The organism is Pseudomonas sp. MDT1-17 (genome assembly GCF_054898105.1).
Genome location: NZ_JBUBVM010000001.1, coordinates 184,465 through 209,704, shown reverse-complemented (window position 1 = coordinate 209,704; position 25,240 = coordinate 184,465). Strand labels below are relative to the sequence as shown.

The 25,240-nt window shown below is 59.2% G+C and carries 28 protein-coding genes and 1 pseudogene; 12 read left to right on the top strand and 17 right to left on the bottom strand.

Going from position 1 to position 25,240, the window contains the following annotated elements; translation table 11 throughout:
• Positions 1-8: 8 nt before the first annotated feature.
• The 3 genes from rpoZ to ACYZTX_RS00850 all read right to left on the bottom strand — a co-directional run bounded on the left by rpoZ (position 9) and on the right by ACYZTX_RS00850 (position 1,936).
• A complete protein-coding gene (gene rpoZ / locus ACYZTX_RS00860; protein WP_007894670.1) occupies positions 9-272 on the bottom strand; it encodes a DNA-directed RNA polymerase subunit omega in 264 nt (87 codons plus the stop codon).
• Between the two features lie 167 nt (positions 273-439).
• Positions 440-1,060, bottom strand: a complete 621-nt coding sequence (gene gmk, locus ACYZTX_RS00855; RefSeq protein WP_462032560.1) for a guanylate kinase — start codon at positions 1,058-1,060, stop codon at positions 440-442.
• A 12-nt stretch (positions 1,061-1,072) separates the two neighbouring features.
• On the bottom strand, positions 1,073-1,936 hold the full coding sequence (locus ACYZTX_RS00850; protein WP_462032559.1) for a YicC/YloC family endoribonuclease: 864 nt from the start codon (positions 1,934-1,936) through the stop codon (positions 1,073-1,075).
• 270 nt (positions 1,937-2,206) lie between these two features.
• Here ACYZTX_RS00850 and rph point away from each other — a divergent pair, with 270 nt between their 5' ends.
• Positions 2,207-2,929, top strand: a complete 723-nt coding sequence (rph, locus tag ACYZTX_RS00845; protein ID WP_010465211.1) for a ribonuclease PH — start codon at positions 2,207-2,209, stop codon at positions 2,927-2,929.
• A gap of 28 nt (positions 2,930-2,957) precedes the next feature.
• Complete coding sequence (locus tag ACYZTX_RS00840) at positions 2,958-3,326, top strand: DUF4870 domain-containing protein (protein ID WP_462032558.1); 369 nt, start codon at positions 2,958-2,960, stop codon at positions 3,324-3,326.
• 91 nt (positions 3,327-3,417) lie between these two features.
• Here the strand turns inward: ACYZTX_RS00840 and ACYZTX_RS00835 are convergent, their stop codons facing one another.
• The gene (locus tag ACYZTX_RS00835; protein ID WP_007934608.1) at positions 3,418-4,197 is read right to left on the bottom strand and encodes an exodeoxyribonuclease III; all 780 of its coding nucleotides are present in this window, start codon (positions 4,195-4,197) and stop codon (positions 3,418-3,420) included.
• A gap of 82 nt (positions 4,198-4,279) precedes the next feature.
• Between ACYZTX_RS00835 and pyrE the strand changes: the two genes are divergently transcribed.
• On the top strand, positions 4,280-4,924 hold the full coding sequence (gene pyrE, locus ACYZTX_RS00830; protein WP_007934609.1) for an orotate phosphoribosyltransferase: 645 nt from the start codon (positions 4,280-4,282) through the stop codon (positions 4,922-4,924).
• Between the two features lie 43 nt (positions 4,925-4,967).
• Here pyrE and ACYZTX_RS00825 read toward each other — a convergent pair whose 3' ends face one another.
• From ACYZTX_RS00825 to coaBC, 7 genes and pseudogenes are all read right to left on the bottom strand, one after another.
• Complete coding sequence (locus ACYZTX_RS00825; RefSeq protein ID WP_449645056.1) at positions 4,968-5,351, bottom strand: hypothetical protein; 384 nt, start codon at positions 5,349-5,351, stop codon at positions 4,968-4,970.
• Positions 5,338-5,910 (bottom strand): hypothetical protein, encoded by a 573-nt coding sequence (locus ACYZTX_RS00820; RefSeq protein ID WP_462032557.1) that lies wholly within the window; start codon positions 5,908-5,910, stop codon positions 5,338-5,340. Before ACYZTX_RS00820 ends, ACYZTX_RS00825 begins: the two co-directional genes overlap by 14 nt.
• Positions 5,911-5,927: 17 nt before the next feature.
• Entirely contained in the window at positions 5,928-6,140 is a 213-nt protein-coding gene (locus ACYZTX_RS00815; protein WP_283182186.1) for a hypothetical protein, read from the bottom strand.
• A 202-nt stretch (positions 6,141-6,342) separates the two neighbouring features.
• Entirely contained in the window at positions 6,343-7,248 is a 906-nt protein-coding gene (gene argB, locus ACYZTX_RS00810; protein ID WP_123403785.1) for an acetylglutamate kinase, read from the bottom strand.
• A gap of 39 nt (positions 7,249-7,287) precedes the next feature.
• Positions 7,288-8,691: pseudogene (locus tag ACYZTX_RS00805) on the bottom strand (phosphomannomutase/phosphoglucomutase); the annotation flags it as partial.
• A 258-nt stretch (positions 8,692-8,949) separates the two neighbouring features.
• Positions 8,950-9,405: a dUTP diphosphatase gene (gene dut, locus ACYZTX_RS00800; RefSeq protein WP_134420907.1), complete on the bottom strand. Its 456-nt coding sequence runs from the start codon at positions 9,403-9,405 to the stop codon at positions 8,950-8,952.
• A 5-nt stretch (positions 9,406-9,410) separates the two neighbouring features.
• Positions 9,411-10,619 (bottom strand): bifunctional phosphopantothenoylcysteine decarboxylase/phosphopantothenate--cysteine ligase CoaBC, encoded by a 1,209-nt coding sequence (gene coaBC, locus ACYZTX_RS00795; RefSeq protein WP_449645053.1) that lies wholly within the window; start codon positions 10,617-10,619, stop codon positions 9,411-9,413.
• Between the two features lie 135 nt (positions 10,620-10,754).
• Between coaBC and radC the strand changes: the two genes are divergently transcribed.
• On the top strand, positions 10,755-11,429 hold the full coding sequence (gene radC / locus ACYZTX_RS00790; protein ID WP_462032556.1) for a RadC family protein: 675 nt from the start codon (positions 10,755-10,757) through the stop codon (positions 11,427-11,429).
• A gap of 131 nt (positions 11,430-11,560) precedes the next feature.
• On the opposite strand, the gene ACYZTX_RS00785 is transcribed toward radC, so the two are convergent.
• On the bottom strand, positions 11,561-13,147 hold the full coding sequence (locus ACYZTX_RS00785; RefSeq protein ID WP_462032555.1) for an ABC transporter substrate-binding protein: 1,587 nt from the start codon (positions 13,145-13,147) through the stop codon (positions 11,561-11,563).
• Between the two features lie 445 nt (positions 13,148-13,592).
• On the opposite strand from ACYZTX_RS00785, the gene rpmB reads away from it, so the two are divergent.
• On the top strand, positions 13,593-13,826 hold the full coding sequence (gene rpmB, locus ACYZTX_RS00780; RefSeq protein WP_007894701.1) for a 50S ribosomal protein L28: 234 nt from the start codon (positions 13,593-13,595) through the stop codon (positions 13,824-13,826).
• Between the two features lie 11 nt (positions 13,827-13,837).
• Positions 13,838-13,993 carry a 50S ribosomal protein L33 gene (gene rpmG, locus ACYZTX_RS00775; RefSeq protein WP_007894709.1) on the top strand — a complete coding sequence of 52 codons (156 nt, stop codon included), beginning with the start codon at positions 13,838-13,840 and terminating at the stop codon, positions 13,991-13,993.
• Positions 13,994-14,065: 72 nt separating this feature from the next.
• Here the strand turns inward: rpmG and ACYZTX_RS00770 are convergent, their stop codons facing one another.
• Entirely contained in the window at positions 14,066-14,428 is a 363-nt protein-coding gene (locus tag ACYZTX_RS00770) for a cupin domain-containing protein (RefSeq protein ID WP_150745156.1), read from the bottom strand.
• A gap of 227 nt (positions 14,429-14,655) precedes the next feature.
• Here ACYZTX_RS00770 and ACYZTX_RS00765 point away from each other — a divergent pair, with 227 nt between their 5' ends.
• Both ACYZTX_RS00765 and ACYZTX_RS00760 read left to right on the top strand, forming a co-directional pair.
• The gene (locus ACYZTX_RS00765) at positions 14,656-16,149 is read left to right on the top strand and encodes an aldehyde dehydrogenase (RefSeq protein ID WP_462032554.1); all 1,494 of its coding nucleotides are present in this window, start codon (positions 14,656-14,658) and stop codon (positions 16,147-16,149) included.
• 160 nt (positions 16,150-16,309) lie between these two features.
• Positions 16,310-17,455, top strand: a complete 1,146-nt coding sequence (locus tag ACYZTX_RS00760; protein ID WP_462032553.1) for an MFS transporter — start codon at positions 16,310-16,312, stop codon at positions 17,453-17,455.
• Here the strand turns inward: ACYZTX_RS00760 and ACYZTX_RS00755 are convergent.
• Positions 17,452-19,020, bottom strand: coding sequence for a phospholipase D family protein (locus ACYZTX_RS00755; protein WP_462032552.1), 1,569 nt, complete (start codon positions 19,018-19,020; stop codon positions 17,452-17,454). The two genes, ACYZTX_RS00760 and ACYZTX_RS00755, sit on opposite strands and share 4 nt — an antisense overlap.
• Positions 19,021-19,080: 60 nt before the next feature.
• Positions 19,081-20,514, bottom strand: coding sequence for an aminotransferase-like domain-containing protein (locus ACYZTX_RS00750; RefSeq protein ID WP_462032551.1), 1,434 nt, complete (start codon positions 20,512-20,514; stop codon positions 19,081-19,083).
• Between the two features lie 178 nt (positions 20,515-20,692).
• On the opposite strand from ACYZTX_RS00750, the gene ACYZTX_RS00745 reads away from it, so the two are divergent.
• Positions 20,693-20,938 (top strand): DUF1127 domain-containing protein, encoded by a 246-nt coding sequence (locus ACYZTX_RS00745; RefSeq protein ID WP_462032550.1) that lies wholly within the window; start codon positions 20,693-20,695, stop codon positions 20,936-20,938.
• Between the two features lie 197 nt (positions 20,939-21,135).
• Here the strand turns inward: ACYZTX_RS00745 and ACYZTX_RS00740 are convergent, their stop codons facing one another.
• Positions 21,136-22,449: an NAD(P)/FAD-dependent oxidoreductase gene (locus ACYZTX_RS00740; RefSeq protein WP_462032549.1), complete on the bottom strand. Its 1,314-nt coding sequence runs from the start codon at positions 22,447-22,449 to the stop codon at positions 21,136-21,138.
• A gap of 147 nt (positions 22,450-22,596) precedes the next feature.
• On the opposite strand from ACYZTX_RS00740, the gene ACYZTX_RS00735 reads away from it, so the two are divergent.
• A complete protein-coding gene (locus ACYZTX_RS00735) occupies positions 22,597-22,950 on the top strand; it encodes a YkgJ family cysteine cluster protein (protein ID WP_462032548.1) in 354 nt (117 codons plus the stop codon).
• A gap of 8 nt (positions 22,951-22,958) precedes the next feature.
• On the opposite strand, the gene ACYZTX_RS00730 is transcribed toward ACYZTX_RS00735, so the two are convergent.
• Positions 22,959-23,447, bottom strand: coding sequence for an Lrp/AsnC ligand binding domain-containing protein (locus ACYZTX_RS00730; RefSeq protein WP_003206849.1), 489 nt, complete (start codon positions 23,445-23,447; stop codon positions 22,959-22,961).
• 157 nt (positions 23,448-23,604) lie between these two features.
• Here ACYZTX_RS00730 and dadA point away from each other — a divergent pair, with 157 nt between their 5' ends.
• Positions 23,605-24,909, top strand: coding sequence for a D-amino acid dehydrogenase (gene dadA, locus ACYZTX_RS00725; RefSeq protein WP_462032547.1), 1,305 nt, complete (start codon positions 23,605-23,607; stop codon positions 24,907-24,909).
• Complete coding sequence (locus tag ACYZTX_RS00720; protein WP_429511588.1) at positions 24,881-25,234, top strand: RidA family protein; 354 nt, start codon at positions 24,881-24,883, stop codon at positions 25,232-25,234. Before dadA ends, ACYZTX_RS00720 begins: the two co-directional genes overlap by 29 nt.
• Positions 25,235-25,240 lie beyond the last annotated feature (6 nt).

Sequence of the window (25,240 nt, the reverse complement as noted above, 5' to 3'; positions counted from 1 at the left end):
GGCATGGCTTAGACTGCCTCGTTGGACTCGTCCTCGAACGCTGCGAACAGCGGTTCGTCTTCGACGATTTCAGCGTTGGCGATGAACTCGTAGCTCATCAGGCCTTCAGCGATTTCACGCAAGGCTACAACGGTAGGCTTGTCGTTTTCCCACTGGACCAGTGGCTCTTTGCCGCCGGTGGCCAGTTGACGGGCACGCTTGGTAGACAGCATGACCAGCTCAAAGCGGTTTTCCACGTGGTTTAGGCAATCTTCAACGGTTACGCGGGCCATGGTATTCCTCGGAGCGAATGCAATATGCGCGCTGCCCGGTTGGGCGAGCGGACTCAACAGTTTAAAAAATCACCAGCGATTAGGGAAGCGCTGATTTTTTGACCAAGCCCTTCAACGCGCTGCAAGTGCCAATGTAAAGCCCTTGCAGCGGTTTTGGGAAGCGTTGTTTAGCCGAGCAATTCAGCCAGAAGTTTTCCGTTGCGCTGCTGCTGACGCTTCTGATGCAGCTGATTGGCACGGAAAATCGCCTGCAAATCGCGCAGTGCATGGGCAAAATCGTCGTTGATGATCAGGTAGTCGTAGTCGACGTAGTGGCTCATTTCGCTGACCGCTTCGCGCATCCGGCCTTCAATGACCTCATCGCTGTCCTGGCCGCGATTGTTCAGGCGCTGATGCAAGGCTTGCAGAGACGGCGGCAGAATGAAGATCGAACGGGCCTGCGGCATCAACTTGCGCACTTGCTCTGCACCCTGCCAGTCGATTTCCAGAATCAGGTCATGGCCTTCGTCCAGGGTCTGCTGCAGGTGGCTTTGCGAAGTGCCGTAGAGATTGCCGAACACTTCGGCGCGCTCGAGGAAATCCCCGTGTTCGATCATCTTCACGAACTCTTCGCGCGACACGAAGTTGTAGTTCACGCCATTCACTTCACCGGGGCGCATGGCGCGGGTAGTGTGGGAGACGGAGACGCGGATCTCCTGATCAGCGTCGGTCAGGGCCTTGACCAGGCTGCTCTTGCCTGCGCCCGAAGGGGCGGAAATGATGTACAGGGTGCCGGTGCTGTGGGTCATGTCGGGTTTGCCTTACTCAATGTTCTGCACTTGTTCGCGCATTTGCTCGATCAACACCTTGAGGTTGACCGCCGCTTGGGTGCTGCGCGGGTCGAAGGCTTTGGAGCCCAGTGTGTTGGCTTCGCGGTTGAGCTCCTGCATCAGGAAGTCCAGGCGCCGACCGGCAGCGCCACCGGATTTGAGCACCCGGCGAACTTCGATGATGTGAGTGCTCAGGCGATCCAGTTCTTCGGCGACGTCACTCTTTTGCGCGAGCATCACCATTTCCTGCTCCAGTCGCAGCGGGTCCATCTCGGCCTTCATGTCGGCAAAGCGATCGAGGACTTTCTGGCGCTGGGTGGCGAGCATCTGCGGGACCAGTTCACGCAGGGTCACCACGTCTTCTTCAATGGAGGTCAGGCGATCATTGATCAACCGTGCCAGCTCCGCGCCTTCGCGCTCGCGGCCGGCCTTGAGTTCTTTCAGGCCTTCGTTGAACAGCGCCAGTGCTTCGGCATTCAAGGCTTGCGGGTCGGTCGCGTCGCCCACCAGCACGCCGGGCCAGGCCAGGACTTCCAGTGGGTTCAGCGCCGCCGGATTTTTGATCAGGCCGGCGATGGTCTCGGCGGCAGCGACCAGTTGTGCGGCGCGCTCGCGGTCCACTTGCAGTGGTTTGTCGGTATTTTCTTCGGTGAAGCGCAAGGTGCATTCGAGCTTGCCCCGGGAGATTCCCTGGCGCAGGGCTTCGCGGACCGCGCCTTCGAGGTCGCGAAAGGACTCCGGCAGACGCAAGTGCGGCTCCAGGTAGCGGCTGTTGACCGAGCGCAGTTCCCAGCTAAGGGTGCCTTGGGCGCCGGCTTTTTCGACGCGGGCGAAGGCGGTCATGCTGTGCACCATGGAGGTACCTCGCAATGCAGGTTCATGCGTTACCAAAGGTTTCGCAGGCCTGATCTATATGAATTTAAGCCCAGAGGCAGCAAAGCCGCAGGATTGTAGCGCAGTGGGGCGAATGCGCCCAAACACACGGCGTGACAAAGGGCTGCAGACCGTCGGTAAAGCGCTATTCAGGGCCTTCAGTCGTCGGGGGATTTTTTTAGAAGTGCCCACTCGTGGCCCTGCGGCTCTATAATGCTCCGCAGTTTTCCGTCCCCCGTACAGGTACTCCCTATGAAACGTCCAAGTGGTCGCGCTGCCGATCAGCTCCGCTCGATCCGCATTACCCGCAACTACACCAAACACGCCGAGGGATCTGTACTGGTCGAGTTCGGTGATACCAAAGTCATCTGCACCGTCAGCGTCGAGAACGGCGTGCCGCGGTTCCTCAAAGGTCAGGGCCAAGGCTGGTTGACCGCTGAATACGGCATGCTGCCGCGCGCCACTGGCGAGCGTAACCAGCGTGAAGCGAGCCGCGGCAAGCAAGGCGGCCGTACCCTGGAAATCCAGCGTCTGATCGGCCGTTCCCTGCGTGCTTCGCTGGACATGTCCAAGCTGGGCGACGTCACCTTGTACGTCGACTGCGACGTGATCCAGGCTGATGGCGGCACCCGCACCGCATCCATCACTGGTGCGATGGTTGCACTGGTCGATGCGTTGAAAGTGATCAAGAAGCGCGGCGGCCTGAAAGGCGGCGACCCGTTGAAGCAAATGATCGCTGCCGTATCGGTGGGCATGTATCAGGGCGAGCCTGTGCTCGACCTCGACTACCTGGAAGACTCGGCTGCCGAAACTGACCTGAACGTGGTGATGACCAGCACTGGCGGCTTCATCGAAGTTCAGGGCACTGCCGAAGGCGCACCGTTCCAGCCGGAAGAGCTGAACGCGATGCTGGAATTGGCGAAGAAAGGCATGACCGAAATCTTCGAACTGCAAAAGGCTGCACTGGCCGACTGATCGGACCGCTCCAGGCAAGGAGGACGTTATGAGTGACGAGCAACAGCTGCTTCCCACCCCGAGCAAAGAGGTTCGACAGTGGGCGATGTTTTGTCACCTCTCGGCGTTTCTCGGTGTCTGGTTGCCGTTTGGTCACCTGATTGGGCCGTTGATACTCTGGCAGTGGAAGCGTGAAACCGATCCTTTCATCGACGCCCAAGGCAAGGAAGCGCTGAACTTTCAGATCACCGTGGCCGTAGTCTCGGGTATCTGTTACCTGCTTATGCTGGTGTTGATCGGTTTTGCGCTGCTGCCGCTGGTACTGATCGGGGCGATGGTGCTGGCCATCATTGCCGGGCTCAAGTCCAATGAAGGGGTGCCTTATCGCTATCCCTTCACTTGGCGGTTGGTGAAATAAGCAGCATCACCAATCCCCACAGGTTTTTTCAGCGCGCACAAAAAAGCCGACACTGAAGTCGGCTTTTTTGTGTCTGCGAAAAAACGCTTGGTTAGATAGTCAGCGTCCAGTCGTAGTCCACGATCAGCGGCGCGTGCTGCGAGAACCGTGGCTGGCGAGGCAAACGCGCGCTACGTACGAAGCGGCGCAGACCCGGTGTCAGCAGCTGATAGTCGAAACGCCAACCGAGGTTGAGCATTTCAGCCTGTTCGTTATCCGGCCACCAGCTGTACTGGTCACCTTCACGGCTGACTTCACGCAGGGCATCGACATAACCCATGTTGCCGACAATCTCGTCCATCCAGGCACGTTCAGGTGCCAGGAAGCCCGGAGATTGCTGGCTGTCGCGCCAGTTCTTGATATCCAGCTTCTGTTGCGCCACGTACAACGAGCCACAGTAAATGTACTCGCGACGTTTGCGTCGCTGTTTATCCAGATAACGGGCGAAATCGTCCATTAGCTTGAACTTCTGGTTCAAGTCTTCATCGCCATTCTGCCCCGAAGGGAGCAGCAAGGTCGCGATGCTGACCTTGTCGAAATCGGCTTGCAGGTAGCGCCCGTAGCGGTCGGCCGTCTCGAACCCGAGACCGCTGATGACTGCCTTCGGTTGCAGCCGCGAATACAAAGCCACGCCACCTTGGGCGGGAACTTCGGCTTCGCAGGCATAAAGGAAGTAGCCATCCAGTTGGAAGGCTGGATCGTCCAGTTCAAAGGCGGAGGCGCGGGTGTCCTGCAGGCAGATGACGTCGGCATTCTGTGCTTGCAGCCAACTGAGCAAACCTCGCTCCACTGCAGCCTGAATACCATTGACGTTCACACTGATGATCCGCATAAATGGCCCCAAAAATCGCGTGCGTGTATGATACACGGCGTCAACCTAATTAGCTAAATCCGTGGTATTTGGGGTTTTTTTCATGCAAGCGTATCAGCGCGATTTCATTCGTTTTGCCATCGATCGCGGCGTTTTGCGCTTCGGCGAGTTCACCCTGAAGTCCGGGCGCACCAGTCCTTACTTCTTTAATGCCGGCCTGTTCAACTCCGGTTCGGCCCTTGCGCAGCTGGGTCGTTTCTACGCGGCAGCCATCGTCGAGAGCGGGATCTCGTTCGATGTATTGTTTGGCCCCGCGTACAAAGGCATCCCTTTGGCGGCGACCACCGCAGTGGCCCTGGCTGAACATCACGACCGTGATCTGCCATGGTGCTTCAACCGCAAGGAAGCCAAGGCCCACGGCGAAGGCGGCAGCCTGGTCGGCGCACCGTTGACCGGCGACGTGCTGATCATCGACGACGTCATCACCGCAGGCACTGCAATCCGCGAAGTGATGCAGATCATTGCTTCCCAGGACGGCGCCAAGGCTGCGGGCGTGCTCATCGCCCTGAACCGTCAGGAGCGTGGCAACGGCGAGTTGTCGGCCATCCAGGAAGTGGAGCGTGACTTCGGCATTCCGGTGATCAGCATTGTTTCGCTGAACCAGGTGCTCGAATTCCTGGCTGACGATCCACAGCTCAAGCAACACTTGCCGGCGGTTGAAGCCTACCGGGCTCAGTTCGGCGTCTGACGTAAAGGCCCTGTTTTTACAGGGCCTTTTTTTCATCTGGCGATTAACGCAGGCTGCACCATTTCGCACACAGGCGCAGGGTTAACCGGGCGTTGAACAGCGCAAACACCATCAGTGCAAACACAACCATCACGTAAAGTGTGCGATCCACGTCAAAGTCCCAAAGATCCAGCGTACTGCTGCCCATGATTTTCACAGCGGCAGGCAAGTTGACGTAAAACAGCGCCAGGAAGGCGCTGGTCAGAGGGAGGGCGCAGGCGAACAAAACGTTCGTTACCTTTTTTCGGCTACGTTTTCTGGCGAGCGGGCCAGATTGGCTTTCATCCAGCTCCAGTGCTTCATGCAGCCTCGGCCACGCAAGGTTGAACATGAAGGTGGTCAAGGTCAGCAGCAAGCCACTGACCGCCACAATGTCACTGAACGGCATTGATCCCCAGCGTTGTGCACAGCAGGTCGTGGGAATCCTCGCTGATTTCGAACTGCCCGGCGCTGCCCTTGCATTTGGTGATGGGTTTGAATGTTGGCTCGTTTTGAGTGATCAGCATGTTTAGCTCATCACGGATGACGTCAGAGCTGATTACCACCAGATACACGGTCTGAGCATGCTCCGCAGACTCAATCACAGCTCGCATGCTGTGTTGCAAGATATCGTCCAGCTGATTGCGAAACCGTGAAACCGTGTTTTTCAGCAGGGTTTTGCTCTGGCTCTGAGTGAGCTGGAAAATCGTCGATATCTGCGACTCGGTCGGCAAGGTCTGCCCGAAGTAGCTTTGAATCAGATACAGCAAGCGGTCCTGTTTCGCTTCATCGGCCCGACTCGGCATGCCGCCTTCCACCAGCATTTTCAAGTATTCGGTCAGACTCGCCTTGGCGATTCGCTGTAGAGCGTGGGCGATTTCGTTGTCGGAAATCCTCAACGTCTTTTTGATTGGCTCCTTTTGCTCCTGCTCGAAAGCCTGGGCGTCGATCGTGAACGAGATCTGCATGGCTCAGCCCCCCGTGATCACTTGCCGGACTTCTTTGGGTAAGGATCTTCCTCTGCGTCCCCTTGGCCCGTGAGGATTTTCCAGCCGTTTTGTACGTGCACTGAATCCAGGCGCTGCGGACAAGGAGGTAAGGATTTTTTCGATTGGTTGGAGTATTCGTAGCCGCAGTCGGCGCATTCGTAGGTGCCTGCGGATACATCGCTTCCATTGGGTGCGTAAACTTTTTGCATGGTGAGATCTCCTGTGGGTACAGGGAAGATCCTATGCAGATTGATTCCTTTACGATGTCGGACGTTTCGCTGATTCAGGTCGGACATTTCCTGCGCGCATAAAAAAGATCGCAGACTTCGTCAGCTCCTACAGGTCTTTCGTACATCCGAAATTCCGCTGTTACAGGAGCTGCCGCTGACTGCGATCTTTTAAGGTTTTGGATCAGGGACGCTTGCGATTGCTGATCAAGGTGCCCACACCCGTATCGGTGAAGATCTCAAGCAGAATTGCATTCGGAACCCGGCCATCGATGATCAGCGAGCTGCCGACGCCGCCCTGAACCGCTTCCAGCGCGCAACGGATCTTCGGCAGCATGCCGCCATAGATGGTGCCATCGGCGATCAGATCGTCGACTTGCTGGGTGGTCAGGCCCGTCAGGACCGTGCCTTGCTTGTCCATCAGGCCGGCGATGTTGGTCAGCAGCATCAGCTTTTCAGCTTTCAGCGCTTCGGCGACTTTACCGGCCACCAGGTCGGCGTTGATGTTGTACGACTCACCGTTGGCGCCAACGCCGATCGGCGCGATCACCGGAATGAAATCGCCTTTGACCAGCAGGTTCAGCAGGTCGGTGTTGATCCCGACTACTTCGCCCACTTGGCCGATGTCGATGATTTCCGGTTGGGTCATCTCCGGCGTCTGGCGGGTCACGGTGAGCTTCTTTGCACGAATCAGCTCGGCGTCTTTACCGGTCAGGCCGATGGCGCTGCCGCCATGACGATTGATCAGGTTGACGATGTCCTTGTTCACTTGGCCGCCGAGGACCATTTCCACCACGTCCATGGTTTGCGCGTCAGTCACGCGCATGCCATCGATGAAGTGGCTCTCGATCGACAGACGCTTGAGCAGGTCGCCGATTTGCGGGCCGCCGCCGTGAACCACCACCGGGTTAATGCCGACAGCTTTCATCAGCACGATGTCGCGGGCGAAGCCGGTTTTCAGCTCCTCGCTTTCCATCGCGTTGCCGCCGTATTTGATCACCAGCGTCTTGCCGACGTAGCGGCGAATGTAAGGCAGCGCTTCGGACAGGACCTTGGCGGTGTTGGCGGCGGCTTCGCGTTCGAGGGTCATTCAGGGCTCCGGCACTTCAAATAAGGGCGCTTCAGAAGGTCAAAACGGTAGTTGGAGATCAGGTGCAACACGCTTCAGTTGGACGTGGAAAACATCCTTGATGCGCTGCAGTTCAGCCTCGTCATCGGCCTCGAAGCGCAGCACCAGCACCGGTGTGGTGTTGGACGCGCGCACCAGGCCCCAGCCTTTGGCGTAGTCGACTCGCACGCCGTCAATGGTGGTCAGGTTGGCGCCTTCGCCCCATTTCGCGTCGTGCAGTGCATCAATGATGCTGAATTTGCTCTCTTCGGTCACATGGATATTGATTTCCGGCGTAGAAATATCGTTCGGGAAGGTCGCAAACAGCTCTTCCGCAGTAGATTTTTCTTTGCTGAGGATCTCCAGCAGACGCGCGGCGCTGTAAATGCCGTCGTCGAAACCGAACCAGCGTTCCTTGAAGAAGATGTGCCCGCTCATTTCGCCGGCCAACAGGGCGCCAGTTTGTTTCATTTTCTTTTTGATCAACGAGTGGCCAGTCTTCCACATGAGCGGACGGCCGCCGTATTCCTTGATCAGCGGCGTCAGGCGACGGGTGCATTTGACGTCGAAGATGATCTCCGCGTCAGCGTTGCGCGCCAGTACGTCACGGGCGAACAGCATCAGCAGGCGGTCCGGGAAGACGATGCTGCCGGTGTTCGTCACCACGCCGACGCGGTCGCCATCGCCGTCGAAAGCCAGGCCCAGGTCAGCGTTGGTTTCCTTGACCTTGGCGATCAGGTCCACGAGGTTTTCAGGCTTGCCCGGATCCGGGTGGTGGTTCGGGAAGTTGCCGTCGACATCGCAGAACAGCGGGATGACTTCGCAGTTCAGGGCTTCGATCAGTTGCGGTGCGATCACGCCGGCCGCGCCGTTACCGCAGTCGACCACGACTTTGAGGCGACGAGCCAGTTTGATGTCCTGGACGATTTCGGTGTTGTAGCGGTCGAGGATCTCGACCTTGGTGATGCTGCCCTTGCCGCTGCTCAGGTTGTTGGTCTTGAGGCGTTCATGCAGGGCCTGGATCTGTTCGTTGGCCAGGGTGTCGCCAGCGATGACGATTTTGAAGCCGTTGTAGTTCGACGGGTTGTGGCTGCCGGTGAGCATGACGCCGGATTTGCCTTCCAGCACGTTGGCGGCGTAGTACAGCGCAGGCGTTGGCACCAGGCCGACGTCGCTGACGTGGCAACCGGCATCGGCCAGGCCTTTGATCAGTTGCTCGACCAGTTCCGGGCCGGAGAGGCGACCGTCACGGCCAACGGAAACGTTCGGTTCGCCCTGGGCCAGGCTCTGGGAGCCGATGGCGCGGCCTAGCCAATAAGCGGTTTCAGCGTTCAAGAATTCCGGGACGGTGCCGCGAATGTCGTAGGCGCGGAAGATGCTGTCGGGGAACTTGGGTGCGACTTGGACTGGGCTGCTCATTACTGGAAATGCTCCATCTCAAAGGGTGGCTGGACCTGCTGCGAAGTACTCGTCGACAGGCTCAAACTGAAGGGTATGACGGCGTTTTCCACTGAGAGTTCGTGGTGTGCAAAGGCCATGCCCCCAACATTAGCCAGCGATTGGCCGGCAAATGCCTTGATTTTGGGCGGTAAACCTTCCAGATGAGGCTAGTGCAATTTTCGTCCAGGAATGCAAAAAAACTGGCGTCAGGCCGGGCAGACTGCCCAGCCTGCGACCCTGTGATCAATGGCTGCCGGAATGCCCGAAACCACCAGCGCCGCGCTCGGTTTCAACGAACTCTTCGACCATCTCGAAGTGCGCTTGAACGACGGGTACCAAAACCAGTTGGGCCAAACGCTCACCCACCACCATGTTGAAGTCGGTTTGGCCACGGTTCCAGCACGACACCATCAGCGGGCCCTGATAATCGGAGTCGATCAGGCCAACCAGGTTGCCCAGCACGATGCCGTGCTTATGGCCCAGGCCGGAGCGCGGCAGAATCAGCGCCGCCAGGCCCGGATCGCCGATGTACACCGACAGACCGGTTGGAATCAGCAGGGTTTCGCCCGGCTTGATCACGGTGTCTTTTTCCAGCATGGCGCGCAGGTCGAGGCCGGCGGAGCCTGGTGTGGCGTATTGCGGCAGCGGGAAGTCGGTACCGATGCGAGGGTCGAGGATCTTGGCTTGCAAAGCGTGCATGTAAATTAAACCTGGTTCAGACGTTCGGAGATAAAAGTGATCAGCTGGCGGGCAATCTTGCTCTTGCTGGTCTGGGCGAAAAGTGTGGCGTGTAGCTGGCGGTCGATCACGCTGCAGGCGTTTTCTTCGCTGTTGAACCCAATGCTCGGGTTGGCGACGTCGTTGGCGACGATCAAATCGAGGTTCTTGTCTTTCAACTTGCGGGCAGCGTAATCGAGCAGGTGTTCGGTTTCAGCGGCAAAACCGACACTGAACGGGCGGTCAGGGCGCGTGGCGATGGTGGCCAGAATGTCTGGGTTGCGCACCATCTGTAGCAACAAGCCGTCGCCGTTCGTAGGGTCTTTCTTGAGTTTCTGTGGGGCGACGACTTCCGGGCGGTAGTCCGCAACTGCCGCAGAAGCAATGAACAGATCGCAAGGGATCGCGGCTTCACAGGCGGCGAGCATGTCGCGGGCGCTGACCACGTCGATGCGGGTGACGCGATCCGGGGTCGGCAGGTGCACCGGACCGGTGATCAGCGTAACGCGGGCGCCAGCTTCCACCGCGGCTTCGGCCAGGGCAAAGCCCATTTTCCCGGAGCTGTGGTTGGTGATGTAGCGCACCGGGTCGATGTTTTCCTGGGTCGGGCCGGCGGTAATCAGCACGTGTTTGCCGGTCAACGCCTGGCGCTGGAAGCAGTCCGCGGCGCATTGGGCGAGATCGGTGGCTTCGAGCATGCGGCCCATGCCGACGTCGCCACAGGCCTGGCTACCGGAGGCCGGGCCGAAGACTTTCAGGTGGCGGCTTTCGAGCAGTTGCAGGTTGGCCTGGGTCGCTGGATCGCGCCACATGGCCTGATTCATCGCCGGGGCAACGGCGACCACCGCGTCGGTGGCCAGCACCAGGGTGGTCAGCAGGTCATTGGCAATGCCTTGGGCCAGACGGGCGATCAGGTCCGCAGTGGCGGGGGCGATCAGCACCAGGTCGGCCCATTTGGCCAGCTCGATGTGGCCCATGGCAGCTTCGGCCGCCGGGTCCAGCAGATCGAGGTGAACCGGGTGCCCGGACAAGGCCTGCATGGTCAGCGGGGTGATGAACTCGCTGCCGCCACGGGTCATGACCACGCGCACTTCGGCGCCTTGGTCGATCAGGCGGCGAACCAGGTCGGCGCTCTTGTAGGCAGCAATACCGCCGCCGACGCCCAGAACGATGCGTTTCCGATACAGCCGCTGCATAGGTCTGCCTTTCATTCGATGGTGACTGCATGGCGATACCCCCTCCCCAGGGATGAAATCGCCAGCAAAAAAGATGGGCTACGATATCACAGCGACCGCTACGGAACAGCGGCGCCCACACGACAGGGAGGTGCTATGAGTATTCGTGATTGGCCAGCGGCGGAGCGGCCGCGGGAGAGGTTGCTTGAGTTGGGCTCGGGGAGTCTTTCGGACGCCGAACTGCTGGCGATTTTTTTACGAACCGGCGTGTCGGGCAAAAGCGCGGTAGATCTGGCGCGACACCTGTTGAATCAGTTTGGCAGCCTGCGTTCGCTGCTTGAGGCGGACCAACAGACATTCAGCAAACAGTTAGGCCTTGGGCCGGCGAAATTCGCTCAGTTGCAGGCCGTGTTGGAAATGGCCAGACGGCATCTCGCTGAGCGCTTGCGCCACAAGTCGGTGCTGGAAAATCCGCTGGCCGTGCGTGATTACCTCAAGTCGATGCTGCGACATGAGCCTCATGAGGTCTTTGGCTGTCTGTTTCTGGACTCGAAACATCGAGTGCTGGCATTTGAATCGCTGTTTCGCGGCTCTATCGACTGCACCAGCGTTTATCCACGTCAGGTGGTTAAACGCGCTTTGGCCCATAACGCCGCAGCGTTGATCCTCTGCCACAACCATCCGTCGGGCAACACCAACCCCAGTCAGGCCGATCGACTGCTGACCAAGCGCCTGCAAGAGGCGCTGGATTTGGTCGATGTGCGGATACTCGACCATTTCATTATCGGCGACGGCGATCCGTTGTCTATGGCTGAGTACGGGTGGATGTGAGGGGAGGAATGCAAAACCCATGTGGGAGCCGGGCTTGCTCGCGAAAGCGGTGTGTCAGGCAGCATTGACGGTGACTGACACTCCCTCTTCGCGAGCAAGCCCGCTCCCACAGGGATTTGTGTTGTGTCGGATTACTTGAGGTTGACCTTCGAGTAATCCTGACGACCAAACGGGCTGACCGAGTAACCCTCGACGTTTTTGCGCGTCAGCGCGAAGGCGGTCGGGTGGGCCAGCGGCAGCCACAGTGCCTGCTGCTGGATCTGCGCCTGAGCCTGTTCGTAGAGCTTGGTGCGTACACCTTGCTCGCCAGTGGTCTTGCCGGCGCTGATCAGCTTGTCCAGGTCCTGGTTGCAGTAACGGGCGAAGTTGGTGCCGGATTTGACCGCGGCGCAGGAAAACTGCGGCGTGAGGAAGTTGTCCGGGTCACCGTTGTCGCCGGCCCAGCCCATGAACAGCAGATCATGTTCACCGGCCTTGGCGCGGCGAATCAGTTCGCCCCATTCGATCACCCGAATCTCGGCCTGGATGCCGATTTCCGCGAGGTCCGATTGCAACATTTGAGCGCTGAGGCTCGGGTTCGGGTTGAGCAGGCTGCCGGAAGGTCGGGTCCAGATGGTGGTCTGGAAGCCGTCTTTCAGTCCGGCCTTGGCCATCAATGCCTTGGCCTTTTCCACGTCATGCGGGTAGCCCGGCAAGCCTTTGGCGTAGCTCCAGGTGTTGGGCGGATAGGGGCCGTTGGCGCCCTCGGCGGTGTCTTCGAAAACGGCTTTGACGTAGTTGGCCTTGTCGAACGCGAGGTTGATCGCCTGGCGCACTTCAGGTTTATCCAGCGGTGGATGTTGGCTATTGATGCCGACGAACGCGGTCATGAAGGCGTCAGTCTTTTCGACTTTGAGGGTCGGCTCCTTCAGCGCTGCCTGTACGTCCAGAGGCTTGGGCGACAGGGCGATCTGGCACTCGTTGCGGCGCAATTTCTGCAAACGCACGTTGGCATCCGGGGTGATGGCGAAGATCAACGGGTCCACCGACGGCTTGCCACGGAAGTAATCCGGGTTGGCCTTGTAGCGAATCGAGGCATCTTTCTGGAAGCGCGTGAAAATGAACGGGCCACTGCCGATCGGCTGGCTGTTGAGCTTCTCGGGTGTACCGGCCTTCAGCAATTTGTCGGCGTATTCGGCCGAGTAGATCGAGGCGAAGCCCATGCTCAGGGTCGCGAGGAAGGTCGAGTCCGGGTGGTCGAGGGTGAAGCGCACGGTCAGCGGGTCCAGTGCGTCGATCTTCTTGATCAGTGCGGGCAACTGCATCGACTGAGCGTGCGGGAAGCCGCTCTGAGCAACTTTGTGCCATGGGTTTGCCGGGTCGAGCATGCGGTCGAAGCTGAATTTCACGTCTTCGGCGGTCAGGTCGCGCGTCGGGCTGAAGTACTCGGTTCGGTGGAACTTCACCTGCGGATGCAATTTGAAGACGTAGGTCAGGCCGTCTGGCGTGATTTCCCAGCTGTCCGCGAGGCTGGCAACCACTTTGCCGCTAGCGGTATCGAAGTCCACCAGGCGATTCATCAGCACGTCAGCCGAGGCGTTGGTGGTGGTCAGCGAGTTGTATTGCACCACGTCGAACCCTTCCGGGCTTGCCTCGGTGCAGACGCTCAGTGCGGCGGCATGGGCCAATGGGCTCAGCAGTAGAGGGGCGAGCAACAGTGATAGGGCAGCGAGGCGCATGGTCGGATTCCTTTACAGATCGAAGGCCCATCTGCAAGTGCAGTCTGGAAAAGGCTTACCCTAGTGGGCTCTTTTGCAAATGACTATCCCCTTTTTCATTTTCAGGGGACTATAGGCGATTGTTTTCGGTGATGCGGGCCGAGGAAAACCCGAAATCGGTCGGTTGGCCGATTCTCTGCGACGAGCGGTCTTAATCGACGACAGCCTTTATCCAAGGCGCTCGGCGACGGGAAAATGGGGATTTTATCAAGTCCGCGCACACGGAATGTTGTTGCTCTTCAGTCTTTCTGGTATAAAGCAGCGCTCTTTTCTAGGGGCCCGGTTCCTTCACTGTAGGTGTAGCCGGTAAGACCTCTAAAGAAACGCGGCGCCTGGCGCCAAATGACTGAGAGATTAAGCGGCCAACCCATGCCGGGTTGGGCATGTGGTTTTAGAGGGCTGAGGCATGTCGAGAGTATGTCAAGTTACCGGTAAGGGTCCGGTGACTGGGAATAACATTTCCCACGCAAACAACAAAACCCGTCGTCGTTTCCTGCCGAACCTGCAGCATCACCGCTTCTGGGTTGAAGAAGAGAAACGTTTCGTGCGTCTGCGCGTATCTGCCAAAGGCATGCGTATCATCGACAAGCGTGGCATCACTGTCGTGCTGGCCGAAATCCGCAAAGCTGGCAAGATCTAAGGGAGATAATCATGCGTGAATTGATTCGTTTGATCTCGAGCGCCGGTACTGGTCACTTCTACACTACCGACAAGAACAAGCGCACTACTCCGGACAAAATCGAAATCAAGAAATTTGATCCGGTTGTTCGCAAGCACGTGATCTACAAAGAAGGCAAAATCAAGTAATTGATTTTTCCCTCTTACAAAAAAGGCCCGTATCGCGAGATACGGGCCTTTTTTGTTGCCTCGAGAAAGGTTTCAAGCCTTCTGTTCAAACACCACATAGATCTTGCGGCAAGGCTCCAGCACCTCCCAGGTGCCTCTGAATCCGGCCGGGATCACGAAGCGATCGCCTACGCGCAGGGTCTTGCCGTTGCCGTCGTTGTCGCGCAGCACTGAAACGCCCTGAACAATCTCGCAGTATTCATGCTCGGTGTAGTTCACATGCCACTGGCCGACTTCGCCTTCCCACACGCCGGCACTCATCTGGCCGCAAGGGCTGTTGTAGTGGTTGTACACGGCTTGTTCGGGGTCGCCCTTGAGGACTTTCGCCGGGTCTGGTCGATAGCGATCGGGCTGGGTGGTGGCCTGGCTGAAGTCGACGATGTCCTGGATGCTCATTCTTGTAATTCCCCGTGATTGCTTGGAAAGTCCAAAGTCTATGTTTATTAAAATGAACATCGCAAGGCCGTTTGCCAGCCTTATGTCAAATATATTGAAACTTCACCTGCCGCTGGTTTAGGGTGACGGTTGCCTTGGGCCGAAAAAGCAGGCTGGCCGGGCAGAATTCCTGAGGACGCCCGCGAAGAACGCGGCGCGCTCGTATTCAACAAGAGGAGGACACTCGTATGACCACCCTGACTCGTGCCGATTGGGAACAACGGGCTCGCGATCTGAAGATCGAAGGCCGCGCCTACATCAATGGCGAATACACCGATGCTGTCTCCGCCGAGACCTTCGAGTGCATCAGCCCGGTCGATGGCCGTCTGCTGGGCAAGATTGCCAGCTGTGACGCCGCCGATGCCCAGCGCGCTGTTGAAAATGCCCGCGCTACCTTCAATTCCGGCGTCTGGTCGCGCCTGGCGCCAACCAAACGCAAAGCCACCATGATTCGTTTTGCCGGCCTGCTGAAACAGCACGCCGAAGAGCTGGCCTTGCTTGAAACCCTGGACATGGGCAAGCCGATCAGCGACTCCCTGTACATCGACGTTCCAGGCGCGGCGCAAGCCCTGAGCTGGAGCGGTGAAGCCATCGACAAGATCTATGACGAAGTCGCCGCCACCCCGCACGACCAACTGGGTCTGGTGACCCGCGAGCCGGTCGGCGTCGTTGGCGCTATCGTGCCGTGGAACTTCCCGCTGATGATGGCTTGCTGGAAACTCGGCCCGGCGCTGTCCACCGGTAACTCGGTGATCCTCAAGCCGTCCGAAAAATCGCCGCTGACGGCTATTCGCATTGCTGCGCTGGCCGTTGAAGCCGGTATCCCGAAAGGCGTGCTGAACGTCCTGCCGGGTTACGGTCACACCGTCGGCAAGGCCCTGGCTCTGCACAACGACGTGGATACCCTGGTGTTCACCGGTTCGACCAAGATCGCCAAGCAATTGCTGATCTACTCCGGCGAATCGAACATGAAACGCGTCTGGCTCGAAGCCGGCGGCAAGAGCCCGAACATCGTGTTCGCCGATGCTCCGGACCTGCAAGCTGCCGCTGAATCGGCTGCTGGCGCCATCGCCTTCAACCAGGGCGAAGTCTGCACCGCCGGCTCGCGTCTGCTGGTGGAGCGTTCGATCAAGGATAAATTCCTGCCACTGGTGATCGAGGCCCTCAAAACCTGGAAACCGGGCAACCCGCTGGACCCGGCGACCAATGTCGGGGCGCTGGTGGATACGCAGCAGATGAACACCGTGCTGTCCTATATCGAATCCGGCCACGCCGACGGCGCCAAACTGGTGGCGGGCGGCAAGCGCATTCTTCAGGAAACCGGTGGCACCTACGTTGAGCCGACCATTTTCGACGGCGTCAGCAATGCAATGAAAATCGCTCAGGAAGAAATCTTCGGCCCAGTGCTGTCAGTGATCACTTTCGATACCGCCGAAGAAGCCATTGCGATTGCCAACGACACGCCATACGGCTTGGCTGCAGCGGTGTGGACCAAGGATATTTCCAAGGCTCACCTGACCGCCAAAGCGCTGCGCGCCGGTAGCGTGTGGGTCAATCAGTACGACGGCGGCGACATGACGGCTCCATTCGGTGGCTTCAAGCAGTCCGGCAACGGTCGCGACAAGTCGCTGCACGCGTTCGACAAGTACACCGAGCTGAAGGCGACCTGGATCAAGTTGTAAGCACCACGCAACAAAGATCCCCTGTGGGAGCGGGCTTGCTCGCGAAGGCGCCGTCACAGCCAACGATGATGTTGGATGTGATGGCGCCTTCGCGAGCAAGCCCGCTCCCACATTTGTTTTGTGGTGTGCCTGAAAAATAATATCCACAGGAGCGTGGAACATGCGTTGGGCGACTTATTTCGCCGTGTTGGCGTCTGTCTTGAGTGTCGGCCTGGCCTTGGGCGTCAGCATGCCGCTGGTGTCGTTTCGCCTGGAAAGCTGGGGTTACGGCTCCTTCGCCATCGGCGTTATGGCAGCGATGCCCGCCATGGGCGTATTGCTGGGGGCCAAGATCTCCAGTCATCTGGCCGCGCGTCTGGGCACGGCCAACCTCATGCGCCTGTGCCTGTGGGCCGGGGCGTTGTCCATCGGATTGCTGGCGCTGTTGCCGAGCTATCCGATCTGGCTGGTATTGCGACTGATGATCGGGGTGATCCTGACGCTGGTCTTCATCCTCGGTGAAAGCTGGATCAACCAACTGGTGGTTGAGCAATGGCGCGGACGATTGGTGGCGCTGTATGGCAGCAGCTATGCGTTGAGCCAATTGGGCGGGCCGTTGCTGCTGGGGGCACTGGGCACCGAACACGATTATGGGTTCTGGGTCGGCGTCGGTTTGCTGCTGACCGCACCGTTGCTGTTGCTGGGGCGTAGTGGTGCACCGAGCAGTGAAGCCAGCAGCGTGACCTTCGGTGACTTGCTGACCTTCTGCCGTGGCCTGCCGGCGATTGCCTGGGCGGTGTCACTGTTCGCAGCGTTTGAAGCGATGATCCTGACCTTGTTGCCGGTGTATTGCCTGCGTCAGGGCTTCACGACGGAAATCGCCTTGGCGATGGTCAGCACGGTGGTGGTGGGTGATGCGTTGCTGCAATTGCCGATTGGGGCGCTGGCTGATCGCTTGTCCCGACGGACGTTGTTCACCGGGTGTGCGGTGGTCCTGCTGATATCGAGCCTGGCCATCCCGTTGTTGATCGACACGTTGCTGATCTGGCCGTTGTGGGTGTTGTTCGGCGCCAGTGCCGGCGGCTTGTTCACCTTGTCACTGATCCTGATCGGCGAACGCTATCGCGACGATGCACTGGTGCGCGCCAATGCGCATATCGCGCAGCTGTGGGGTATCGGTTGCCTGGTCGGGCCGCTGGCGGCCGGCGCGGGCAGTCAGTGGATCAGCGGGCATGCGTTGCCGCTGCTGATGGCAGCAGGTGCGCTGGGGTTGGTGATTCTGCTGTCGCGCCAAGGCGCGTTTGGCGCGGTGACCGAACCGGCCTAGAGCATCCGCTCCAGGCCGACGGTGGTGCTCATCCACGCATTGAAGCGCCGCCACCAGCTTGCGGGTTCCTTGGTCAGGGTGTGCAGTTTGCCGTCATCTTCAGTGACCCAGACAATCTGGCCATTTTCAAGCTTGACCTGATAACTCAAGGGCGGCGCCATGCCCTGCAAAGCCAATTCGCGCACGCGCGCGGCGAGTTCCGGGCTGTCTACCAGCACCCCGACTTCGGTATTCCACAGCACCGAGCGCGGGTCGAAATTGAACGAGCCGATGAAAGACTTCTGCTGGTCGAAGATGATTGCCTTGCTGTGCAGGCTGGAGTCGGAGCCGCGGTAGGACTTGCTGTAAAAAATATGCGGACCGCTGCCGCCGCCTTCGCCGGGCTGGCGACGCAATTCGAACAGCTGCACGCCATGCTCCAGCAGTGCCTTGCGATACGGCGCGTAACCGCCATGCACCGCCGGCACGTCAGTGGCTTCCAGTGAGTTGGTCAGCAATTTCACCGACACCCCGGCATCGGCGCGGCCCGTCAGGTACACCAGCCCCGGCTGACCGGGTACAAAGTAGGCCGAAACCAAGATCAGCTCTTTGCTGACGCCATTGAGCTCGGGCGCCAGCTGCGTGGTCAGCAGCAACTGCGGGTCGGGCTCGCCGTCGGCCAGCACCTTGCTTGGCGCATCCCACAGCGCCTGATTCCAGGCCCAGATCAACTCCCGACGCCAGATGTCCAGGCGCGGATGGGTGGTAAAGGTCATCAACTGTTGGTAGAGCGCGTGATTCTGTTTGCGCGTTTCCTCAAGTGATTCTTGCAGTCGGGTCCGGGTATTTTCCAGGTCCTTTTGCGTCGGTTTGCTGGACAGAAATTCGTCGATCGGCTTGCTCAGCGCACTGTTCCAGTATTGGTCGAAACTGTGCCCCAGCTGTTCGGCGACCGGGCCGACGCTGAGCATGTCGATGTCAGTGAAATTCAGGTTGGGTTTGGCATCGAAGTACTCATCCCCCAGATTGCGGCCGCCGACAATGGCCATGCTGTTGTCCGCCAACCAGAGCTTGTTGTGCATGCGCCGGTGTTGCTGCGAGAGGTTGAGCAACCGTCCCACCGTTCGTGTCACGCCGGTGCTGCGGCCCAGGTGCAATGGGTTGAACACACGGATCTGGATCTGCGGATGCGCCGCCAGAGTGGCAATAATCCGATCCAGGCCATCGCTGGTGGTGTCGTCGAGCAGAATGCGTACGCGCACGCCGCGATCGGCAGCCTTGAGCAGTTCGTCCACCAGCATCCGTGTGCTGATGCCGTCGTGGACGATGTAGTACTGCAAATCGAGGCTGCTTTGGGCGTTGCGGATCAATTCGGCGCGAGCCGTGAAGGCCTCGGTGCTGTTGGATAGCAACCGAAAGCCGGATCGCCCCTCATGAGGGGCTGCCTGAGCCTGGATCGAACGGCCGAACGCCGAGTCGCTGGCGGGCAGCGCCTGGCTCGGCTCGCGCGGAACGTTGAACGTCGCACAGCCGCCGAGGAACGAGGCAAGTAACAGAAGAGCGAGCAGGGGCTGTCTGACTCTCACGTGGGATCGTTCCGATTGGCGGCAGGTGTCGGCATATGGACGCTGGATTCCGGATAAAGGTCAGTCGGTGATGCCGTCGGTTTCCGCGAGCAGTTTGATTGCCGCGGCGCCGACCTTGCGCACCGCTTCTTCGATCTGCGGTGTTGTTTTGGCAGCGTAGTTCATCCGCAGGCAATTGCGGTATTTGCCCGAGGCGGAAAAGATGCTGCCGACGGCAATCTGTACGCCATGATCGTGCAGCGCTCGATTCAGTTTCAGGGTGTCGAAGCCCTCAGGCAGCTCAACCCAGAGCATGAAGCTGCCCTGTGGACGACTGGCGCGGGTACCGGCCGGAAAATAGCGGCTGACCCAATCGATCATTACATCGCGATTGCGCTGGTATTGTGTACGCATCCGCCGCAAATGCGGTTCGAAGTGCCCGGCCTTGAGAAATTCTGCAATCGCGATCTGCGGTTGCGGCGCCGTAGAGCCGGTGCTGATGTATTTCATGTGCAGCACCCGTTCCAGATACCGTCCCGGTGCTACCCAACCGATACGCAGCCCTGGTGCCAGGGTCTTGGAAAAGGAACTGCACAGCAGGACGCGGCCGTCTTCATCGAAGGATTTGATCGTGCGCGGGCGCGGGTAGGTGTAGGCCAGTTCGCCATACACATCGTCCTCGATGATCGCCACGTCAAAGCGCTGCGCCAGCGTCAACAACGCGCGTTTGCGCGATTCCGGCATGATGTAGCCCAACGGGTTGTTGCAGTTGGGTGTCAACTGTATGGCCTTGATCGGCCATTGTTCCAAGGCCAGTTCAAGTGCATCGAGACTGATGCCGGTGAGCGGGTCGGTGGGGATTTCCAGGGCTTTCATGCCCAGACCCTTGAGGGTCTGCATGGCACCGTGAAAACTTGGCGAGTCGACGGCCACAATGTCGCCCGGCTCGCAGATCGAGCGGATGCTGGTGGACAGCGCTTCGTGACAACCCGTTGTGATCACCAGATCGCTGGCGCTCAATTGGCAGCCGGAATCGAGCATCAGACGGGCGATTTGCTCGCGCAGTTCGAGGGTGCCATGGATGTTGTCGTAATACAGACCGGGCATGTCTTGCCGACGGCTGATTCGCGCCAGACCGCGCAGCAGCGGCTTCATGGTCGGCGTGGTGACGTCCGGCATGCCGCGACCCAGTTGCACAACATCCTTGCGTGGCACCGCGCGGATCAGTTCCAGCACCTGATCCCATTGGGAAATATCCACCGGCCGCTGCGCCGGGCGGCCCATCGCTGGCAGTTCCGGAAGCGCTCGACTGACCGGTACGAAGTAGCCGGACTTGGGTTTCGGCATCGCCAGGCCGCTGTCTTCCAGCACGCGATAGGCCTGCTGCACCGTGCTCAGACTGACGCCGTGTTCGACACTCAACGCCCGCACCGACGGCAAGCGGTCACCGGGGCGATAGAAGCCCTGTTCGATACGCGTGCCGAGCAATTCGGCGAGATTGACGTAAAGAGTCATGGTGCAGTCTCGTTAGGGTAGTTGGGCTGACCGGTACAGATCAGGCAAAAATTAGCGATTCAGAAGTCCAGACCGCAAATCTGTATGGAGTTAATACAGCTACATTGAATCTGTAATGCTTTTTGCCGTCCACGCATCATGAAAGCTCTGGCTACCCAAGTAAACAGGAGCAATCAAAATGAACGGCTTGAGCGATGTGCGGCTGATGTTACACAGTCAGGAACTGGCGGCAGGGCAAAACAATGGCGCACGCGAGGCGGTCATGCGCAACGCACCGTCCGGCCTGAGTCGCTGGGGTCTGTTCTGGCATCGTCTGCACACGCGCAAGGCGTTGCTTGGGCTGACACCGGAACAGCTCAGGGATGTCGGATTAAGTCGGGAGCAGGCGCGGGAGGAGGGCTTGAAGCCGTTCTGGCGTCTGTGAGATGAAATGCGATCCCTTGTAGCAACTGCCGAAGGTTCGGGCCGCGTTCGGACGTCCGACTGCGCAGCAGTCGTAAATCAGGCGCCGCTGTTTGCCTGAAAGAGCGCGGTTGCAGGATTTGCGACGGCTTCGTCGCCGAACGCTGCCTCGCGGTGCTCGTCAGCTGCTACAAGGGCGGGCATGTCGCTGAATCAGGTTCAGACCAACTCTTTAAGCCGATGCCAAAGCATCCCCAATGCCAACAACGGCGAACGCAAATGTTTGCCGCCAGGAAAGGTGATATGCGGCACCTTGGCAAACAGATCGAACCCGCCACTGTGCTGACCACTGATAGCCTCAGCCAACAATTTCCCCGCGAGGTGCGTGGCATTCACGCCGTGACCGGAATAAGCCTGGGCGTAATACACGTTCGGCTGATCCTTTAGCCTCCCGATCTGCGGCAGGCGGTTGGCGCCGATACCGATCATCCCACCCCATTGAAAGTCGATCTTCACGCCGGCCAGTTGCGGGAAAACCTCCAGCATCTTCGGCCGCATGTACGCGGCGATGTCCTTCGGGTCGCGCCCTGAATAATGACAGGCGCCGCCAAACAGCAAGCGTCGGTCCGCCGAGAGTCGGTAGTAGTCCAGCGCAACCCGTTGATCGCAGACCGCCATATTCTGCGGCAGTAGCGAGTGAGCCAGCGCTTCACTCAAGGGTTCGGTGGCGATGATGTAGCTGCCGGCGGGCAGCACCTTGCCACTGAGCTCGGGATTGAGTTCGTTGAGGTAGGCGTTGCAGCCCAGCACCAGCGTCTTGGCGCGAACCGAGCCCTGGGCGGTATGGACCTTGACCTCGGAGCCATAATCGATGCGGGTGACCGCCGATTGTTCAAACAGCTTCACCCCCAACTGCTGGGCAGCCGCGGCTTCGCCCAATGCCAGGTTCAGCGGATGCAGGTGCCCCGAGCCCATGTCGATCAAACCGCCGACGTAGCGGTCGGAGCCCACCACGGAGTGCATTTCGCTGGCTTGCAGCAGACGGGTTTCGTAACGGTAACCGAGGCTGCGCAGCTCTTCGGCGTCTTCGGCAAAGCCTTCGAGGTCTCGGGGCTTGTTGGCCAGGTCGCAGTAGCCCCACGTCAGGTCGCAAGGAATCTGAAAACGCTCGACCCGCTGTCGGACGATTTCCACCGCTTCCAGGCCCATGAGTTTAATCTGACGCACGCCGTCCACACCGACCACGTTAGCGAACTGATCGAGGCCATGACCGACGCCACGAATCAACTGCCCGCCGTTGCGTCCGCTGGCGCCCCAGCCAATTTTGCGGGCTTCGAGCAGGATCACGCTGAGGCCGCGTTCGGCCAGTTCGAGCGCCGTGTTCAGTCCCGAGAACCCGCCGCCGACCACGCACACGTCCGCCACCAGATCGCCTGTGAGCGCCGGATGATCGGACTGCGGCAAGCTGCTGGCGGCGTAATAAGAGGCAGTGTGCGGGTGGGTCGGGGCAGGTTGCTGAGCACGGGCATTCATGTGCGTGTTCCTGATTCGGGTGTCTAGAAAATTTGACGGAGCATAAGCCGGACCTTCGGATACGGGCAACACTGGTCGGCAGGTGCTGTCTGGATCGGGGCTTTTGCGTCAGAATCGCGCTCTATTTCGCTTTTGGGCACCGCTTCGATGAGCTGCAACAGTCAGAAAATTCGCACGCTACGGCAGCAGATTCCCTCGTTCGAGTGCGTGCCCGGCTGCCATGACTGCTGTGGGCCGGTGACCACCTCACCGGAAGAAATGTCTCGCCTGCCGCGCAAGAGCCGGGCCGAGCAGGATGCGGCGATGGATGAACTCAATTGCGTCCACCTCGGGCCTGACGGCTGCACCGTGTATGGCGAGCGGCCGCTGATCTGTCGGCTGTTTGGCACCACCAAGACATTGCCGTGCCCGAATGGGCGGGGGCCGGTGGAGTTGATTCATCCGCGGGTCGAGAAGCAGATCCATGAGTACATGGCCAGCACTCGGCAAGTCCTCGTTTGATCATGGGTTCAATCCGGAATCGGCAGATTCAAACTCTCCTTCACCTCTTCCATGACGATATAGCTCTTGGATTCGCGCACATGCGGCAGCTTGAGCAGGATGTCGCCCAGCAGTTTGCGGTACGAGGCCATCTCGGAAATCCGCGCCTTCACCAGATAGTCGAAATCCCCTGACACCAAGTGGCACTCCAGCACGTGGGGGAGCTTCAGGACCGCGCGTCGGAACTCTTCGAAAGTATCCCCGGATTTGTAGTCGAGGCTGATCTCGACGAACACCAGAAGACTACCCTTGAGGTGCTGCGGATTGAGCCGGGCGTTGTAGCCCATGATGATTCCTTCGCGCTCAAGGCGCCGGACCCGCTCGGTACACGGCGTGGTCGAGAGCCCGACCTTTTCCCCCAGTTCGGTGAAGGAGATGCGCCCGTCCGCTTGCAGGATCCGCAAGATGTTGCGGTCGATCTTGTCCAGCTCACGTTTCGTTTGAGTGTTGGTACGCATAGGGGATGCGCCTCCGTGAAAAGGGATTTTGCCGAGAATTCTCGCCAAATATAGGCACTTATATAGTGAAAAGCACTGCCTAATCTTTTTTACACTGCGCACATCAATGCTCGACAACTACGAACGTCAGCGGCAAGCCGCGATGAGGGATATGAAAATGCGCGTTATGGTCTTGGGTAGCGGCGTCATCGGTACCGCCAGTGCTTATTATCTGGCTCGGGCCGGGTTTGAAGTGGTGGTGGTGGACCGTCAGCCGGCCGCTGCCATGGAGACCAGTTTCGCCAACGCCGGCCAGGTGTCGCCGGGTTATGCCTCGCCATGGGCCGCGCCGGGCGTGCCGCTCAAGGCCATCAAGTGGCTGTTGCAGCGCCACGCGCCGTTGGCAATCAAGGCTACCGCCGACATCGACCAGTACCTGTGGATGGCGCAAATGCTGCGCAACTGCACTGCCAACCGTTATGCGGTGAACAAGGAGCGCATGGTCCGTCTGTCCGAGTACAGCCGTGACTGCCTCGACGAATTGCGCGCCGAAACCGGCATTGCCTACGAAGGCCGTAGCCTCGGTACTACACAACTTTTCCGCACCCAGGCTCAGCTCGACAACGCCGCGAAAGACATCGCCGTTTTGAAAGAGTCCGGCGTGCCGTTCGAACTGCTCGACCGCGCTGGCATTGCTAGGGTTGAACCGGCGCTGGCCGGCGTCACCGACATCCTCGCCGGTGCCCTGCGCCTGCCGAATGACCAGACCGGCGACTGCCAGATGTTCACCGTTCGACTGGCCGAAATGGCCGTGAAACTGGGCGTGGAATTCCGCTTCGGTCAGGACATTCAGAAGCTCGACTACGCCGGTGATCGCATCAACGGCGTGTGGATCGACGGCAAGCTGGAAACCGCTGACCGCTACGTGCTGGCACTCGGCAGCTACTCGCCGCAACTGCTCAAGCCATTGGGCATCAAGGCCCCGGTGTATCCGCTCAAGGGTTACTCCCTGACCGTGCCGATCACTAACCCGGCGATGGCCCCGACTTCGACTATTCTCGATGAGACCTACAAGGTCGCGATCACCCGTTTTGACAACCGCATCCGCGTCGGCGGTATGGCTGAAATAGCCGGTTTTGACCTGTCGCTGAACCCGCGTCGGCGCGAAACCCTGGAGATGATCGTCAACGACCTTTATCCTCAGGGCGGCGATCTGGCCCAGGCAAGTTTCTGGACCGGTCTGCGTCCGACTACCCCGGACGGCACGCCGATCGTGGGTGCTACGCCATTCAGCAATCTGTTTTTGAACACGGGTCACGGTACGCTTGGTTGGACCATGGCGTGCGGTTCCGGTCGCCTGCTGGCTGATCTGATGGCGAAGAAAACGCCGCAAATCAGCGCCGAAGGCCTCGATATTTCCCGTTACGGCCAAAAAATTCAGGAGTCAGCAAAACATGTCAATCCAGCGCCAGCTCACCAATGAGCGCATGAGCCAGATCGTAGTCCACAGCGGTACCGTGTATCTGGCAGGGCAGGTCGGCGACGATATGAACGCCGGGATTGAACAGCAGACCCGTGAAACACTTGCCAACATCGAGCGTTTGCTGGATCTGGCCGGGACCGACAAGAACCGTCTGTTGTCGGTGACGATTTACTTGAAAGACATCGATGCACACTTTGAGGGCATGAACGCAGTCTGGGACAAGTGGCTGCCAAAAGGCGTCGCACCGGCCCGTGCCACGGTTGAATCGAAGTTGTGCGAACCGGAAATACTGGTTGAGCTGTCGGTTGTCGCCGCTCTGCCGTAAGCCTGT